At 64.2% G+C, this 14,985-nt stretch carries 15 protein-coding genes and 1 tRNA gene; 10 read left to right on the top strand and 6 right to left on the bottom strand.

Annotated features, from left to right (window positions below; translation table 11 throughout):
• Positions 1 to 1,365 (top strand): CAP domain-containing protein (locus AC3WJU_RS17270; RefSeq protein WP_492260444.1); only part of this gene is annotated, 1,365 nt, incomplete at its 5' end.
• 7 nt (positions 1,366 to 1,372) lie between these two features.
• Here AC3WJU_RS17270 and AC3WJU_RS17265 read toward each other — a convergent pair.
• A complete protein-coding gene (locus AC3WJU_RS17265; RefSeq protein WP_284991138.1) occupies positions 1,373 to 1,819 on the bottom strand; it encodes an SRPBCC family protein in 447 nt (148 codons plus the stop codon).
• Between the two features lie 237 nt (positions 1,820 to 2,056).
• Between AC3WJU_RS17265 and AC3WJU_RS17260 the strand changes: the two genes are divergently transcribed.
• The 3 genes from AC3WJU_RS17260 (at position 2,057) to AC3WJU_RS17250 (ending at position 3,501) form a co-directional block, all read left to right on the top strand.
• Positions 2,057 to 2,130, top strand: a tRNA-Gly gene (locus AC3WJU_RS17260).
• An 85-nt stretch (positions 2,131 to 2,215) separates the two neighbouring features.
• The gene (locus AC3WJU_RS17255) at positions 2,216 to 2,350 is read left to right on the top strand and encodes a hypothetical protein (protein WP_264637052.1); all 135 of its coding nucleotides are present in this window, start codon (positions 2,216 to 2,218) and stop codon (positions 2,348 to 2,350) included.
• A gap of 17 nt (positions 2,351 to 2,367) precedes the next feature.
• Positions 2,368 to 3,501: a N(5)-(carboxyethyl)ornithine synthase gene (locus AC3WJU_RS17250; RefSeq protein ID WP_370872243.1), complete on the top strand. Its 1,134-nt coding sequence runs from the start codon at positions 2,368 to 2,370 to the stop codon at positions 3,499 to 3,501.
• A gap of 78 nt (positions 3,502 to 3,579) precedes the next feature.
• On the opposite strand, the gene AC3WJU_RS17245 is transcribed toward AC3WJU_RS17250, so the two are convergent.
• Positions 3,580 to 4,977 (bottom strand): MFS transporter, encoded by a 1,398-nt coding sequence (locus AC3WJU_RS17245; protein WP_306963174.1) that lies wholly within the window; start codon positions 4,975 to 4,977, stop codon positions 3,580 to 3,582.
• A 150-nt stretch (positions 4,978 to 5,127) separates the two neighbouring features.
• On the opposite strand from AC3WJU_RS17245, the gene AC3WJU_RS17240 reads away from it, so the two are divergent.
• On the top strand, positions 5,128 to 5,982 hold the full coding sequence (locus AC3WJU_RS17240) for a LysR substrate-binding domain-containing protein (RefSeq protein WP_059389831.1): 855 nt from the start codon (positions 5,128 to 5,130) through the stop codon (positions 5,980 to 5,982).
• Between the two features lie 24 nt (positions 5,983 to 6,006).
• On the opposite strand, the gene AC3WJU_RS17235 is transcribed toward AC3WJU_RS17240, so the two are convergent.
• Positions 6,007 to 6,606, bottom strand: coding sequence for a TetR/AcrR family transcriptional regulator (locus tag AC3WJU_RS17235; RefSeq protein WP_441432975.1), 600 nt, complete (start codon positions 6,604 to 6,606; stop codon positions 6,007 to 6,009).
• A gap of 99 nt (positions 6,607 to 6,705) precedes the next feature.
• Between AC3WJU_RS17235 and AC3WJU_RS17230 the strand changes: the two genes are divergently transcribed.
• The 3 genes from AC3WJU_RS17230 (at position 6,706) to AC3WJU_RS17220 (ending at position 8,598) form a co-directional block, all read left to right on the top strand.
• Entirely contained in the window at positions 6,706 to 7,044 is a 339-nt protein-coding gene (locus AC3WJU_RS17230; protein ID WP_284991136.1) for a putative antibiotic biosynthesis monooxygenase, read from the top strand.
• A 55-nt stretch (positions 7,045 to 7,099) separates the two neighbouring features.
• The gene (gene panD, locus AC3WJU_RS17225; protein ID WP_172465683.1) at positions 7,100 to 7,528 is read left to right on the top strand and encodes an aspartate 1-decarboxylase; all 429 of its coding nucleotides are present in this window, start codon (positions 7,100 to 7,102) and stop codon (positions 7,526 to 7,528) included.
• 143 nt (positions 7,529 to 7,671) lie between these two features.
• Positions 7,672 to 8,598 (top strand): AEC family transporter, encoded by a 927-nt coding sequence (locus AC3WJU_RS17220; protein WP_059389827.1) that lies wholly within the window; start codon positions 7,672 to 7,674, stop codon positions 8,596 to 8,598.
• A 94-nt stretch (positions 8,599 to 8,692) separates the two neighbouring features.
• On the opposite strand, the gene AC3WJU_RS17215 is transcribed toward AC3WJU_RS17220, so the two are convergent.
• From AC3WJU_RS17215 to AC3WJU_RS17205, 3 genes are all read right to left on the bottom strand, one after another.
• Complete coding sequence (locus tag AC3WJU_RS17215) at positions 8,693 to 11,332, bottom strand: trehalase-like domain-containing protein (protein WP_492260443.1); 2,640 nt, start codon at positions 11,330 to 11,332, stop codon at positions 8,693 to 8,695.
• A 114-nt stretch (positions 11,333 to 11,446) separates the two neighbouring features.
• Positions 11,447 to 12,436, bottom strand: a complete 990-nt coding sequence (locus AC3WJU_RS17210; protein WP_492260442.1) for an LLM class flavin-dependent oxidoreductase — start codon at positions 12,434 to 12,436, stop codon at positions 11,447 to 11,449.
• Between the two features lie 82 nt (positions 12,437 to 12,518).
• Entirely contained in the window at positions 12,519 to 12,791 is a 273-nt protein-coding gene (locus AC3WJU_RS17205; RefSeq protein ID WP_492260441.1) for a nuclear transport factor 2 family protein, read from the bottom strand.
• Positions 12,792 to 12,980: 189 nt separating this feature from the next.
• Here AC3WJU_RS17205 and AC3WJU_RS17200 point away from each other — a divergent pair, with 189 nt between their 5' ends.
• Both AC3WJU_RS17200 and AC3WJU_RS17195 read left to right on the top strand, forming a co-directional pair.
• Positions 12,981 to 13,955 (top strand): ABC transporter substrate-binding protein, encoded by a 975-nt coding sequence (locus AC3WJU_RS17200; protein ID WP_492260440.1) that lies wholly within the window; start codon positions 12,981 to 12,983, stop codon positions 13,953 to 13,955.
• A gap of 70 nt (positions 13,956 to 14,025) precedes the next feature.
• Positions 14,026 to 14,976, top strand: coding sequence for a D-2-hydroxyacid dehydrogenase family protein (locus AC3WJU_RS17195; RefSeq protein ID WP_492260439.1), 951 nt, complete (start codon positions 14,026 to 14,028; stop codon positions 14,974 to 14,976).
• The last annotated feature ends 9 nt before the right edge of the window (positions 14,977 to 14,985 follow it).

Genomic DNA, 14,985 nt, shown 5'->3' with positions numbered 1-14,985 from the left:
CTCCCCGGCGCCGCAGGGGACGTCCCGCCGCCGGATCCGGCTCCAGCCCCGACCAAATCCTCCCCCGCGGCCGTCCCGCTCGTCTCAGCGCAAGCATTGGTCAATGACGACAATTCCGCCCAGGTTCTGGCCGTGTTCAACGCCATCAATGCCTACAGGACGTCGCTTGGCTTGAACCCGGTGAAGTACAACCCCACGGTGTCCAGTCTTTCGCAGGACTGGTCCAACAACATCGCCAGCCGCCAAGTGATTGAACACCGCCCCAACTTCTGGACCGATCCCAGGGCCTTGAACCCCAACAACGGCGCAGGTGAAGTCATCGCTGTCCGCTGGGATCGGGATGCCGCCCAGCTTGTCGAATGGTGGAAAAGCTCGCCCGCCCACGACGCACTGCTGCGTGATCCACGTTTCAACGTGATTGGCGTCGGCATCACTTTCACGGACGGCAACTACCAAACCACCCCCAATAGCTACACGATGTGGGGCGTGGTCAATCTCTTCGGCTACACGACTCTGCCCGCCGGCACAGTCAACAGCCCGGGCGCGGGCACAGCCCCTCCCCAACTTCCGCCACCGACGGTCTGCGACCCCATCGTGAAGCACGAGCCGCCCACGCTGGACCTCAGTGCGGCAGCCATCCGCAGCGCAGGTGACCTCGTCGCCGTCGACCCTTCGGGAAACCTGAGGGACTACCCTGCACTTGGCAACGGCACGTTCGGTCCTGCCCGGACAGTCGGGACCGGTTTCGCCGGGGCGAAAGAAGTGATGACCACTGATTGGGACCGCGACGGCGTGATCGATGTCCTCGTCCAGATGCTGGACGGCAGGCTCCTCCTCTACCCCGGAGTGGTGAGCGGAGGGTTCAAGGCCCAAGTGGTGTTGGGCCTATCGGGTTGGCAGTCGATGACCATGGCCGTGGGCATCTGGTGCGGCAACAACCGGCTCCCGCAGATCCTCGCCATTGATTCCAGCGGCGCGCTTTACCTGTACCGGAACGTGGGGCTAACCGCCATGGTGGGGCGGACTCAAGTGGGCACGGGCGTCAGTGCCATCCGGCTCAGCATGGTGGACTACGACGCCGACGGCTTCCAGGACCTGCTGGCCGTGGAAGCAAACGGGAACCTGCGCCTCTACCGCGGCTCCGGGCTCACCACGCCGAAGTCGGAGGCAAGGCTGGTAGTGGGAACCGGATGGACGGACTACTCCGGATTGCGCTCGCTCAACGGTGTCACGGGCCTCAACACGACTGGAATCGCGGGCCTCCTGAGCAACGGAACGATCGAATATTGGGACCTGACCGGCGGACGCCTCACGACGCCGAGCACTCCGGTCACCGGCTTGGGCGGACTCAAGCTGGCGCAGTAACTGGGCCCTAAGCCTCGGAGGTCTGCTCCTCGATGACCGACTTGAGCTGCTCCAGCTGGACGACTTCCTCTTCCATGGTCTTCTGGATCATGCTGTTCATGAGTTTCTGCAAGCCCTTGGGGTGGTACTCCAGCGCGAACCGCAGGCGGGTATTGGGCCCCTCGGTGCTGAGGTAGTAGCCGCCGGTGGGCCGCGCAGGACCGGCAACGACGGCGAAGCGCACTTCGGCGCCCGGCCTGGCTTCAGTGATTTGGAAGTCAGCCGCGATCGGCCGCCCGCCCGGCCCCGCCAAAGTCTGCTGGTAAACGGCGCCTTTTTCGCCGGCATGTCCGGAACGGAGGGAAATGCTGCGGATTCCACTGCGCCACAGGGGATTGTTGAGCCCGTCCACCAGGAACTGGTAAACGGTCATGGCGTCGCGACCAATGAGTACTTCATGCTCTGCAAATGCCACGGAATCCTCTTTCGGCGTACGGCTCTTGGACATAGCCGGGTTCCCCATGACACAGCAGCTAACTGCTACAGAATAGTCAGGCGTGGCGCAGCGCAACACACCCACGTCGAGCCTTAACCGAATCTTTACGAGCCCGGCAGGGAATTTGATCAGACCGTGATACCGGTGAGTCTGTGTCCGGATCAGCGCGCCATCTGCGCTAAGCTGGGATCTGCTCCGGCTGGTTTGCGGAGCAATGCGGGCGTAGCTCAATGGTAGAGCGCTAGCTTCCCAAGCTCGATACGCGGGTTCGATTCCCGTCGCCCGCTCCATTTCTGCCCTGATACAAGGTGCCCAAGCCCTTGGGTGTATCGTCAGGAGCTAGGAGCCATTTCGGCTCTGCTCTAGGGAGCGATCATGGCTGACAAATCACCTCGCCAAGCTGCATCGAAAAAATCCGGCAAATCCATCAAAGAAAAGCGCGCGGATAAGAGGGCTTCAGAGTCCTCCGCAACCACGGTGGCCAAGCCGGCAACCGGCAACAAAAAGTGAGCGGCCATATAGGCGCCATGACCCTCGGCATCCTGTCGACATCGCGGAAGCCGGACGAGCGCCGGCTGCCCGTCCATCCCCTGCATCTGGAGCGCATTGCTCCGGAACTCCGGCAACACATCCGGCTGGAGCGCGGCTACGGCGAGCGCTTCGGCTTTTCGGACAGCCAACTTGAGCCGCTGGTCGGTGGCATGGCAAGCCGTGAAGAACTGATCTCGAACTCGGATGTCATCCTCCTGCCCAAACCGCAGCCGGAAGACCTGGCCGACCTCCGCGACGGGCAAGTCCTCTGGGGTTGGCCGCACTGCGTCCAGGACAGGGCCATCACCCAACTCGCCATCGACAAGAAGCTGACCTTGATCGCCTTCGAGGCGATGAACCACTGGGCCAGCGACGGCGGCTTCGGGCTTCACGTGTTCCATAAGAACAACGAACTTGCAGGCTACTGCTCCGTCATCCATGCCCTTGCCCTGACGGGCTCGACGGGTGACTACGGGAGGCGGCTGAGCGCCGTCGTGATTGGTTTCGGAGCTACGGCGCGTGGCGCGGTCACCGCCCTGAACGCGCACGGCATCCACGATGTCCAGGTGCTGACCAACCGCGGAGTTGCGGCGGTCGGTTCGCCCATCCACTCGGTGCGCATAGTGCAGTTCGACCACGACCAGAACGCCCCTTTCCTGAGCGAGGTCATTACCGATCGCGGACGCAAGCCGCTGGCTCCGTTCCTTGCCGCCGCCGACATAGTGGTCAACTGCACGCTGCAGGATCCGAACTCGCCGCTGACGTACCTGCGGACCGAGGACCTGGATGCGTTCCAGCCGGGCAGCTTGATTGTTGACGTCTCCTGCGACGAAGGCATGGGCTTCAGTTGGGCGCGGACCACGACGTTCGCCGAGCCCATGTTCACGGTGGGCGACCACATCAACTACTACGCCGTGGACCACAGCCCGTCCTACCTGTGGAACTCGTCCAGCTGGGAAATCAGCGAGGCGCTCCTGCCGTTCCTCGAGACTGTCATTTCGGGCCCCGAGGCCTGGGACGCCAGCGAAACAATCTCGCGAGCCATCGAGATCCGCGACGGCATCATCCGGAACCCGGACGTGCTCCAGTTCCAAGAGCGCTCAGCCGACTACCCGCACCTCGCGGCGTAGTCGCCTCGTAACCTCATAATGCGGCTGAGCCGGGCGCCTTGTGGGTGCCCGGCTCAGCCGCGTTTTGGCGACACTCCGCTACGCCGACTGCGGGACGATCCGCACCATCCGGCGTCGGTCCCGGACATTCACTTTGAGCCGCAACTCAGACTTCCGGGCCAGCACGACGGCGACCGTCGCCGCGGCGAGCGCCGGCACCCCGCCTGACACCAAGAGTGCAGCGTGCGGGTTCAAGTGCTCGGCAAGCCAGCCCATCATGGGTCCACCGATGGCTTGGCCTCCGATGAGCACCATGATGTAGAGGCTCATGACGCGGCCGCGGATGCTCATGTTGGCGCTGACCTGGACCAGCTGGTTGGCGGCGGTCAGGAACATGAGGCACCAGAATCCGGAGAGGACCATGGCAGCGGAGAGCCACACCATCGATGGCGCCAACGCGGCCAGGCACAGCATCAAGCCATACATCCCGGCGCACAGCACCACCGAGCGCAGGCGCAACTGGCGGCGGCGGGCCGACGTGATTGCTCCGGCGAGCGCGCCAAGGGCCACCATGGCGTTGAGCAAACCGTAGCCGCCGGCACCGGCATGGTAGATGTGGTCCGCGAAGGCAGCGAGGAGCACGGGCAGGCTCATCGCGAAGACCGCTACAAAGCCGGCCATGAGCCACGGCCAGTAGATCGTGGGCTTGCTGAGTGCGTATCGCAGTCCCTCCTGCAGCATCCCCTTGCGTTTTGGCACGGGCGTGCTGACATAAAGTTCATTCTTGCGCAGCATCAAGAGCATGGTGACCGTGGAGCAGCAAGCCACCGCGTTCGCCGCGAAGGCCCAGCCCGCTCCGACCGCGGTCAGCAGCACGCCGGCCAGGGCGGGACCAATGAGGCCGCCCAACTGGAATGTGGTGGAGTTGACGCTAATCGCGTTGCGCAGGTATTTCGGCCCCACGAGTTCGTTGACGAAGACCTGCCGTGCGGGCTGGTCGAGGACCGTCACGAGGCCCAGGACAAAAGCGATCACGTAAACGTGCCACACCTCGATGTGGTGGCTCAACGCCAACACGGCAAGGATGGCAGCCAGGGAGGCCGCGACGCTTTGGCACAGGATGAGGATGCGTCGCTTGGCGAAGCGGTCCGCCATCATGCCGCCCCAGGGGCCCAGGAAAAGCGACGGCGTGAACTGCAATGCCACCGTTATTCCGACGGCGGTGACGGATCCGGAGAGCTGTAGTACCAACCAGTCCTGGGCGATTCTCTGCATCCAGAGTGCGATGACAGCTACGAAGTGGCCTACGGCGAAGATCCGGAAGTTGGGTACTTTGAGGGAAATGAAGGTGTGCCGCCAAGGCAGCCGTTCGTTGACGAGGGCGATCGGCTGGGTGACCGTGTCAGGGTCGGCAGCGTGCGGAATTCGGCTGCTTGCGGCGAGTGAATCGATGGCAGGTTGGCTGACGTTTGCCGCTGAGGGCGGTGGGGGTGCCAAAAGTAGTCCTTGGATAGGCGTTTCGCTGGGATGCCTTTAACGCTAGGGTTGGCCGCGGTGATTATGGAAGTGAATTGGCCGTATAACTAGGATTGCGAAGTGCAATACGCCGGCGTGAGCGGCGGTGAAGGTAGCTATCCAAGGAGTCCCGTGTTCGAACCCGTGCAGCTGCGGTCCTTCCTGGCCGTGGCCGAGACTTTGAGTTTCACGAAGGCAGCCGAGCGCCTCGGCCTGGCCCAACCCACGGTCAGCCAGCATGTGCGAAAGCTGGAGATGGCGGCCAAACGGGCGCTCGTAGCCCGCGACACCCGGGATGTCCGGCTCACCGACAATGGCGACGCCATGGCAGGCTTTGCCCGCAACATCCTCTCAGCGCACGATTCCGCGGCGAGGTACTTTTCCGGTTCAGCCATGCGCGGCCGTTTGAGGTTCGGAACCGCCGACGACCTCGCGATCACGGGGCTGCCTCGGATCCTGCGCGAGTTCCGGCAGCTGTACCCCCAGATCAACCTTGAACTCACGGTCAGCCAGAGCGACCAGCTCTACAAACGGGTCAATGCGGGCCAGTTGGATCTCGTCTTCGTGAAGTGGGTGGGCGAGGCGAAGGACGGCACGGTGGTGCGGCACGACAAATTTGCCTGGGTCGGGGTCGAACAAACGGTGCTGGACCCGGCCAGCCCCGTGCCGCTGATCTGCTATCCGGCTCCGAGCGTCAGCCGGAAACTGGCCATCGACGCGCTGGAGGCCATGGGCCGGACGTGGCGGGTCACCTGCTCGACCAAGCAGATCGCCGGTGTCCTGGCAGCGGTGCGTGCGGGCATCGGCGTCGCCGTGATGCCGTCGTCGTTGGTTCCCGAGGACCTCACGGTGATCACCAAGCGCTTCGACCTCCCGCCCGTGGGCGACGTCGACTTCACCTTGATCCGCAACCCCTTGGCGAACGCCGAGGTGGTGGATGCGCTGACGCAGGCGATCATCGGCAGAACACTCAATAAGCAGGCGTAGCAAGGGCCACCAAACCGCGCGTGGCTAAACCGCGCTGCGCTCCGGGGCGAGCGCCTGCGCGGCGAGAAGGACGGTCCGGACGATCGCCTTCCGGCGCCGCTCCGCCCTCATTGGCCCCTTGCTGCCGGCCATGAGGCCATCCAGCTCGGGCAGTACCGGCCACGCGTCACACAACGCAATGATGGTGAGCATCAGATCGGCCGCGTCTTCCTTGGACGTCCCCGGCATGGCCCGGATGACACCGTCAACCTTGTTCCTGCAGTTCGCGGCCCGGTCCGGACGGTTCACCACATATTCGCCCCGCTCCAGGCCCTCCCAAAACAGCAGCCTCGGAAGGGTGGCGTCCTGGTGGTGATGGTCGAACAGGCGTCCGGCGTAATCGGCCAAGGCTTCGGGACCGGCGCCCTCGATGCGGACTTCGTCCACCACTTTGCTGAGCTGGGACGCGATCACGGCGTCGAAGAGAAGATCTTTCTTACCGAAGTACTGATAGATGCGTTCCTTGTTGACTCCGGCCGCAGCAGCGATGCGGTCCACCCTGGCGCCGGCGAGTCCGAATTGGCAAAACTCGGCAGTCGCCGCCTCAAGGAGGAGTCGCTTGGTCCGCTCGGTATCCCATGCCATGTGTCCACCTTAACAGATTCCAACCAAGTAGTTGCAGTTTTCGAGGGTGGGGTCTAGTCTGAACTCACGCCGAAAGCAACCAATTAGTTGGAGAATGTCATGAACACCCAAATCCCCGTTGCCGCATCCGCGGACAGCGCCGCGGTTGCGGCGTTTGCCGAGCCGGCCGCACACGCGCACTCTGCGCATCTGCCTTCCATGCACACACCGTCGGTGCATATGCGTGCCGTGATCACCTGGCTCGCCATTTTTCCCCTCGTGGCGATCGGCATGACGATCCTCGCTCCGCTCACGGAGTCATGGCACCCCGCGCTGCGCGCCCTCGTCCTGACCCTTGTTGTGGTTCCTACCGCCGTCTACCTCGTTGTCCCCAAACTGATCGCTGGCTACGGCTCGCTGAAGAGGCGGCAGGCACGGAAGGCCGCCGCCAAGGCCTAGCGTGTGTCAGGCATCACCCGGCGATCCGGCGGCCACACGCTAAACTTGTCACGTTATGAACCGCACAATGTTTAAGTCCAAGATCCACCGTGCCACGGTGACCCATGCCGATCTGCACTATGTAGGTTCAGTAACGGTCGACCTGGATCTGCTGGATGCTGCGGATATTCTCCCCGGCGAGCTCGTCTCCATTGTTGACGTGACGAATGGCGCGCGCCTGGAGACTTACACCATTGCCGGTGAACGCGGCTCCGGCGTCATCGGCATCAACGGGGCCGCGGCGCACTTGGTGCACGTGGGCGACGTCGTCATCCTCATCACCTACGCGGAGATGACCACCGAAGAAGCCAAGGCCTACCAGCCCAAGGTTGTCCATGTGGACAGGGCCAACAAGATCGTCCAACTCGGCAGCGATCCCGCCGAAGGCATCACTCCGGGCATCATGCGCCCGCCGCACGCCCTCAACAACGCCCAGCTGAACTAGGCTTCCCGTAGTCGCGGGGCACCTCCTTACGTGGTCCACATGGCGGAACATGCCGCCGTCGTGCCTTACGGGCGAATAAAGCTGATTTAGGCTGGGACTGTGAACCCACGCCGCCCCGCGCCCGTCCCCCTCCGGATGTCGTAGTGCTGGGCGTCCTTTCCGGGTTCTTCGTGGTGTGGGCCATCATCCTGGTGGGCATGTTCGTCGGCAAGCGCGGGATCCTGGGGGACAATGCGCGTTCGGTCCTCAGCGGCCTGACTTTCTTCGTCGCGAGCCCTGCGCTTCTCTTTGAAACCCTGGGCAAGGCCCGTCTTCACGATGTCTTCGCCGCTCCACTCCTGGTCACGGCGGTGGGCGCCGTCGCCACAGGCAGCCTTTTCTTCATCGTCGTGAAGTTCTGGCTCAAGCGTTCCCTGCCCGAATCGCTTATGTCCTCCATGAGCGCTTCGCTAGCCAACTCGGCAAACCTCGGCATCCCTATCGCGGTGTTCGTCCTCGGCGACGCCAGCTATGTGGCGCCCCTGCTGATCTTCCAGCTCGCGTTCTTCACGCCCATGTACCTGATGGCGCTCGATGCCAGCACCAGCAGCCACCGCACCACTCCCCTGCGCTTCGTCCTGATGATCGTCCGGAACCCGATGATCGTAGGATCCGCCCTCGGTTTGGTGGTCGCCGGGACGGGCTGGCAGGTGCCTTCGCTCATCATGGAGCCGATCCATTTGATCGGCGGTGCCGCAATTCCCGCGATGCTGATGGCGTTCGGGATGAGCTTGAATGGTTCGCGGCCCCTGCAGAAGGACACGGGCCGCCGGACGGATGCCCTCCTGGCCAGCGGTTTCAAGCTCTTTGTCCACCCCACGATGGCGTACCTGTTCGCCCGCTTCGCGCTGGGCCTGGAAGCGCACGCGTTGTTCGCCGTGGTGGTCACGGCGGCCCTGCCCACCGCGCAGAACGTGTTCGTCGCTGCGAGCCGCTACAACACGGGAATCACCGTGGCCAAGGATACGGTCCTGATCACCACGGTGGTGGCCGTCCCGGCAATGATCGCCGTGGCCCTCCTGCTTACCTAAGCCCAACTGACTCGCATTTGTTGTCGTTTTGGGCGCCGAAAACGACATTAAGTGCGAGTCAGTTGGGTGGGGCGGCTGGCTGGTGTCCTTGCGCCTACTCTTCGTCCACTGAGTCCAGGTACCTGTCCAGGAGCTGTGCGCAGCGGATGAAACCCAAATGCGAATACGCCTGCGGGTGGTTTCCCAAGTGGGTTTCCGTGCCGGGATCGAACTCCTCCGGAAGCAGCCCGGTAGGACCGAAGAGCGCCACCAGCTGGTTGAACAACTCCAGCGCATCGTCCAGCCGGCCCACCGCCAGATACGCCTCAATCAGCCAGGTGGTGCAGATGTGGAACCCGCCCTCCAAACCCGGCAGGCCGTCGTCGTACCTGTACCGGAACACGGTGGGACCCACCCGCAGTTCCCGCTCGACCGCGGTGACGGTGTCCAGGAAGCGCTGGTCGCGGACGTCCAGCAGGCCTGAAAGCCCGATGTGCAGGACAGCCGCGTCCAGGTCGGGGCTGTCGTAGGCCACGGTGTAGGAGCTCGCGGAATCATCCCAACCCTCCCGGAGGACCTCCGAGCGGATGGTGTTGGCCGTTTCCTCCCACTCGGCCCCGATGGGGCGTCGGAACCGGACCGCCGTGTGCATGGCCCGGTCCAGCGTCACCCAGCACATCACCTTGGTGTAAATGTGGTGCCGCGGCGCGCGCCGGGCTTCCCAGATGCCATGGTCAGGTTCGTGCCAGCGGGCCAGCACGGCGGACGCCATCTGTTCCATGAGCTGCCAGTGCTCGTCCGGCAGCGTGCCGCGGCGCCTGCTGAGGGTCTGGATGAGTTCGGCGATCGGGCCGAAGACGTCCAGCTGCACTTGGTGGTCGGCGGCGTTCCCGATCCGCACGGGCCGTGAGCCGGCGTAACCGGGCAGGCTCTCGATAATTGCCTCGGTGGACAACGGGGAGCCGGTCACGGAGTACAGGGGGTGCAGCCATTCCGGCCCGGGCGCGTTCTCCAGGATGCGGCCCAGCCAGCGGAGGAACCCGTCTGCCTCCTCGGTGGAACCCAGGTCCACGAGCGCATTGACCGTCATGGAGCCGTCGCGGAGCCAGCAGTAGCGGTAGTCCCAGTTGCGGGTGCCGCCGATCCCTTCCGGCAGCGACGTGGTTGGAGCCGCGAGGACGGCCCCGGTCGGCTCGTGCACCAGCGCCTTGAGGACCAGTGCCGAGCGCCGCACCAACGAAGGTTTCATGTCGGGCAGTTCCAGCCCACGGACCCACTGCCGGGATTGGTGCGCGACGGCGGCCCGCCGGGCAAGCTCTCCGGCGGGGTCCGGCGTCGTCGGCTCAGTGTCTCCGCACCTCAGGTTCATGACGATAGGACCGTACGCGAGGCTGACTTCAGCGGTGGCGGTTCCGTACTTGCCGTCGCTCGTGACTGTGAAGGACACTCCGGGGGCGAACAGGATGATGGGATCCGAGGTGCCCACGACGTGCAGTTCTTCGCCGCGGATCTCCATGTTGAACGGAGCGTTGGCGTAGTCCGGCCGCGGGGCGAAAACAATCCGCGCGCTGCCGGTTCCGGAGAGGACACGGACCAGGCTGGTGATGCCGTCCGGTGCCGGCTCAAGGTAGTCGGTGACCGTGACGTCCGCCCAGCGCGTCTCCACGATCATGGTGTTGTCCACGTAGCGCTGGCCCAGCACCTTCGACGCCTTGACCGGTTCCACACTGAAGTGGCCGGCCGGGTCTCCACCCAGGATGTGCGCGAACAAGGACCCTGAATCCGGGAGGGGATGGCTCATCCAGCAGATCTTGGCCTCCGGGGTGAGCAGCGCCGTCGAGGTCCCGTTGCCGATCATCGAATGCCGCTCCAGCCCCACTGCGTCCTCGCCGAACAGCCACGCTCGGCGCAGTTCGAACAGGATGGCGAGCACTTTGGCGAAGGATTGCGGGTCCGGCAAGCGGTGGCGCGCCTTGGTTTCTCCATCCCCTACGTGCAGGCCAAGATCCGGGCCCCGCAAGGTGGCGATCGCGAGCTCATCGCTGTCCGCGTCGCCGGCAAACAGGGCCGCGCTGGCCCCCAACTGTGTACGCAGATGCTCCAGCGCGGCGTCTTTGGAGGGTTCCACGATGGACAGGTCCAGAACGGATCCGTCCACAATGAAAAACAGTCCCACTTCACGGGCGATCTGGTGCGCCTCCCGGGTCACCCTGGCGACCACGGCAGGCGTGGCCGGCCGGGTGTGGATGGCTACCGCCACGGGCTTGCGCTCGATGCTGATGCCCTTTTCGAAGCCAATGGATTCGTTGAGGGCCGTGGCTGCCTGTTGAAGGACGGCTTCCGTGGCCATCGAGATGCTGTACGCGTAAGTCATGTCGAACTCGGCGCCGTGCGAGCCCACCAAGTGGACTTCCGCCGGCAGCCGCGACACTGCGGCAAGGTCCCGCAGCGACCTGCCGGAGATGACGGCAGTGTGCGTGTTCGGCAGCGCTGCCAGTGCCCGGAGAGCGACGGCGGCACTCCCCAACGGGAGTGTCTCAGTGGATACGCCTTCCGCGGCGCAGAGTGTTCCACCGTAGTTGCAGGCCACCAGGAGTCCCGGAGTGCGGGCCAGCATCCTCAGTTCCGCGAGCAGCTCCGGAGTGATTCCATCGTGCGCGGCCTCGGATTGGACTGCCGTCCGCAGGAGACCCAGCGGAAGCGATTTTGTCAGCAGTGCCGAATCGGCCACGGACAAATTGAGCGGAGTAGCCATGGGGACGATCCTTCCGGGGTGGATTCGTCCAGTTTCCGCCCGGCGGGTTTCGCCTCCATGACCCGCGTATTGCCGGGGTGTAACGAGTTTGCCTAGTTACGTTTAGGCGGCGCCCTACACCCGCGTCAGCCCCACGGCCTCCGCCACCAGCTCCACCGAACGCAGGCGCTGCTCCGTACCCGTGCTTTGGTGGGCGACGATCAGTTCGTCGGCGTCGGCGTGGCGGGCAAACTCGTCAAGGTAATCGCGCACGACTTCCGGCGTACCCACTGCCGAGTACTTCACCATTTGCGCGATGTGCTGGCCTTGGGGCGAATCGAGGATGAGGTCCGCTTCGGCGTCGGTGAACTCGCGTCCACCGCCCAGGAAACGGGAGACGCGGTCCCGCTTGACCTCAAGGAAGAGCCGTTGGGCTTCAGCCGCCGAATCCGCGGCCACGACGTTGACGCCCGCGATCACGTATGGCTCCTGCAGCTGCTCGGACGGCTTGAACTCGCGACGGTAGACGGCGACGGCGTCCTGCAGCGCATTGGGTGCGAAGTGCGAGGCGAAGGCGTAGGGCAGGCCGAGCTGCGCCGCCAAATGCGCGCCGAACAGCGAGGACCCGAGGATGTAGAGCGGCACGTTGGTGCCCTTGCCCGGTGTCGCTTCGACCCCTTGGATCCGGGTGGGTCCCGTGAGGTAGCCCTGCAGCTCCAGTACGTCTTGAGGGAAGGTGTCCGCGGCCATGGGATCGCGGCGGAGTGCACGCATGGTGTTCTGGTCGCTGCCGGGCGCCCGTCCGAGGCCGAGGTCGATGCGGCCCGGGTGCAGCGTCTCAAGGGTGCCGAACTGCTCTGCGATGGTGAGCGGCGAGTGGTTGGGCAGCATGACGCCGCCTGCACCGAGTCGGATAGTGCTGGTGTTGGCCGCGATATGGGCAATCAGCACGCTCGTAGCCGAGGAAGCGATCGAGCCCATGTTGTGGTGCTCCGCGTACCAAATCCGGCGGTAGCCGAGCCGTTCGGCCAGTTGCGCCATGGCGACGCTCCCGGCGAAACTCTCCGCCGCCGTCTGGCCTTTGCCGATGATTGCCAGGTCGAGGATGGAGAGGGGAACAGTCACGTGATGCCGGCCTTTCGAAGGTGGTTTCGTTCGAGGGGCCGGTCTCCCGGCCACTCTTGCGACAACGACGGCGGTGCCCGGGTTATTTCTCCAGCTTGCGTGGGTTCCGTCTCAGCTCGCGAAGATACTGCACATCGTTGAATTCGACCAGCACGCGCTCGTCTCCTAGCGAAGAGAACCATTCGGCCGCCATCGACCGCCAAGACTCGATTCCCGTGTATTGCCATTGCCCCCAGGAATCGTAGATGTGGACGTTGTCGTTGTAGAGCGCCGCGAATGCGTCAACGTCCTTCGCGTGGACAGCGGCTGCGTAAGCTTCCAGCGCCTGATTGACCAGGGTTTGCTCGTTGCTCACGAAAAATCTCCTCATGTGTCGGCAGTTGTGTGGGAAGCCTACACCGCGGTTGTTTTGTGACCCTTCGGGACCTCGAATGAACCCCAGTTAACCCTTGTATCCCCGCGTTTCAGAGCGCTTTGACCGGCTCTTGGCGCTGCCGGATAGTTGCAGCAACGCACACCATCCATCACTTTCGAAGGGGATTCCATGGCTATTTCACGACTCAAAACAGGCGCCGCACTGGCACTCGCCGTGACCACGACTCTCGGCCTCGCTGCTTGCTCTGACCCGGGCGCCTCAGCGGCGTCAGCGCCGTCGTCGTCCGCTTCCGCGGGCAAGACTTTCAACCTGTCGCCGGAGCAGAACCGCTTCCCTGTCACCAAGGACGACGCCGCTGCGGCGCTCGTCCCGGAGGCCATCAAGGCTGACGGCAAACTCACCGTGGTGACCACAGGCGGCACCGCTCCGTTGAGCCTCTTCGCGACGGACAACAAGACCCTCATCGGCAACGAAGTCGACCTCGCCTACGCAGTCGGAGAAACCTTGGGCCTAAAGGTTGAGGTCCTTCCCGTGGCTTGGGCCGATTGGCCCTTGGGTATTGAATCGGGCAAGTACGAGGCCGTCCTCTCCAACGTCACCGTCACGGAGGCGCGTAAGGAGAAGTTCGACTTCGCCACCTATCGCACGGACCTCCTGGGCTTTTATGCCAAGAGCGACTCCCCGATCGGTGAGATCAAGGAAGCCAAGGACGTGGCGGGCAAGCGGATCATTGTGGGCTCGGGCACCAACCAGGAAGCAATCCTGTTGCGCTGGGACGCCGAGAACAAGAAGAACGGCTTGAAGCCGGTTGAATTCCAGTACTACGACGACGACTCGGCTTCCTCGCTCGCCGTGCAATCCGGCCGCGCGGACCTGACGTTCGGCCCGAACGCTGGAGCGGCGTACAAGGCCGCAAAGGACGGCAAGACCAAGCAGGTGGGAACAGTCAACGGCGGCTGGCCTCTTAAGGCGGACATTGCCTTCACCACCAAGAAGGGCAACGGTCTTGCCGTTGCAGCCCAGGCAGCCCTCAACAAACTGATCCAAAACGGCACGTATGGAAAGATCTTGGACCGCTGGGGGTTGTCTTCGGAGGGTATCGCGAAGTCGGAACTGAACCCGCCGGGCCTTCCGAAGAGCTAGCGCCGGCTCCGGGGTGTAGCTTTCCACGTATCCGGAACCGCTGCGGACCGGACAAGCGAAAGGGAGTTCCATGGGCCAGCGCCTTGCCATCCTCGACGACTACCAAGCCGTGGCCTTCGACTACGCGCCGTGGGCCGAGCTCGCCGAAGACGGCGTCGAAGTCACCGTTTTCGGCGAGCCTCTGGCGGACGTCGCGGACTCGCTCCGCGACTTCGACATCATCATGGCAATGCGTGAACGGACCACTTTCGACGCCGGGCTCTTCCGGCAACTGCCGAAGCTGAAGCTCCTGGTCACCACCGGGATGGCCAACGCGGCCATCGATCTACTCGCGGCCGCGGAGCAGGGCATCACGGTCTGCGGGACGGGCGGCTCGCCGGCCGCGGCGCCCGAGCTCACGTGGGCCCTGCTCCTGGCTTTCGCACGGAGAGTGCCGTTCGAGGACCGCCGGCTGCGCGCCGGAAATTGGCAGAGCACCGTGGGTTTCGAACTGTCCGGGAAGACCTTAGGAGTACTTGGACTCGGTAAGATCGGGAGCAAAATCGCCGGCTACGGCAAGGCGTTTGGCATGGAGGTCATTGCTTGGAGTCCCAATCTCACGGAGGAAACCGCGGCTGCGGCGGGTGCGCGCAAGGTGGGCAAGGAAGCACTCTTCCGGGAGTCCGACGTCGTTAGCGTCCACGTGCGGTTGTCGGAGCGGTCCCGGGGGCTCGTCGGGGAGGACGAACTGCGGCTCCTCGGGCCCAACGGTGTCCTGGTGAATACAGCCCGTGGGCCGATCGTAGACGAGGCCGCGCTCCTCCGCGGACTGAACGAGGGGTGGCTCGGCGGAGCGGCCCTGGACGTGTACGACGTCGAGCCCCTGCCGGCGGACCACCCGCTTCTCATGGCGCCGCGCACCGTGCTGACGCCGCACTTGGGTTATGTTACTTCGCAAAGCTACGCCCGCTTCTACGGCGAGGCCTTCGAGGACGTCCGGGCGTGGTTGCGGGGCGATCCGTTGCGGGTGCTTACGGGTTAGTGCATCAGT

The organism is Arthrobacter sp. FW306-1B-F12A, assembly GCF_058781865.1.
Note: the sequence above shows the minus strand (reverse complement) of the source record. Positions and strands in the feature narration are given on the sequence as shown.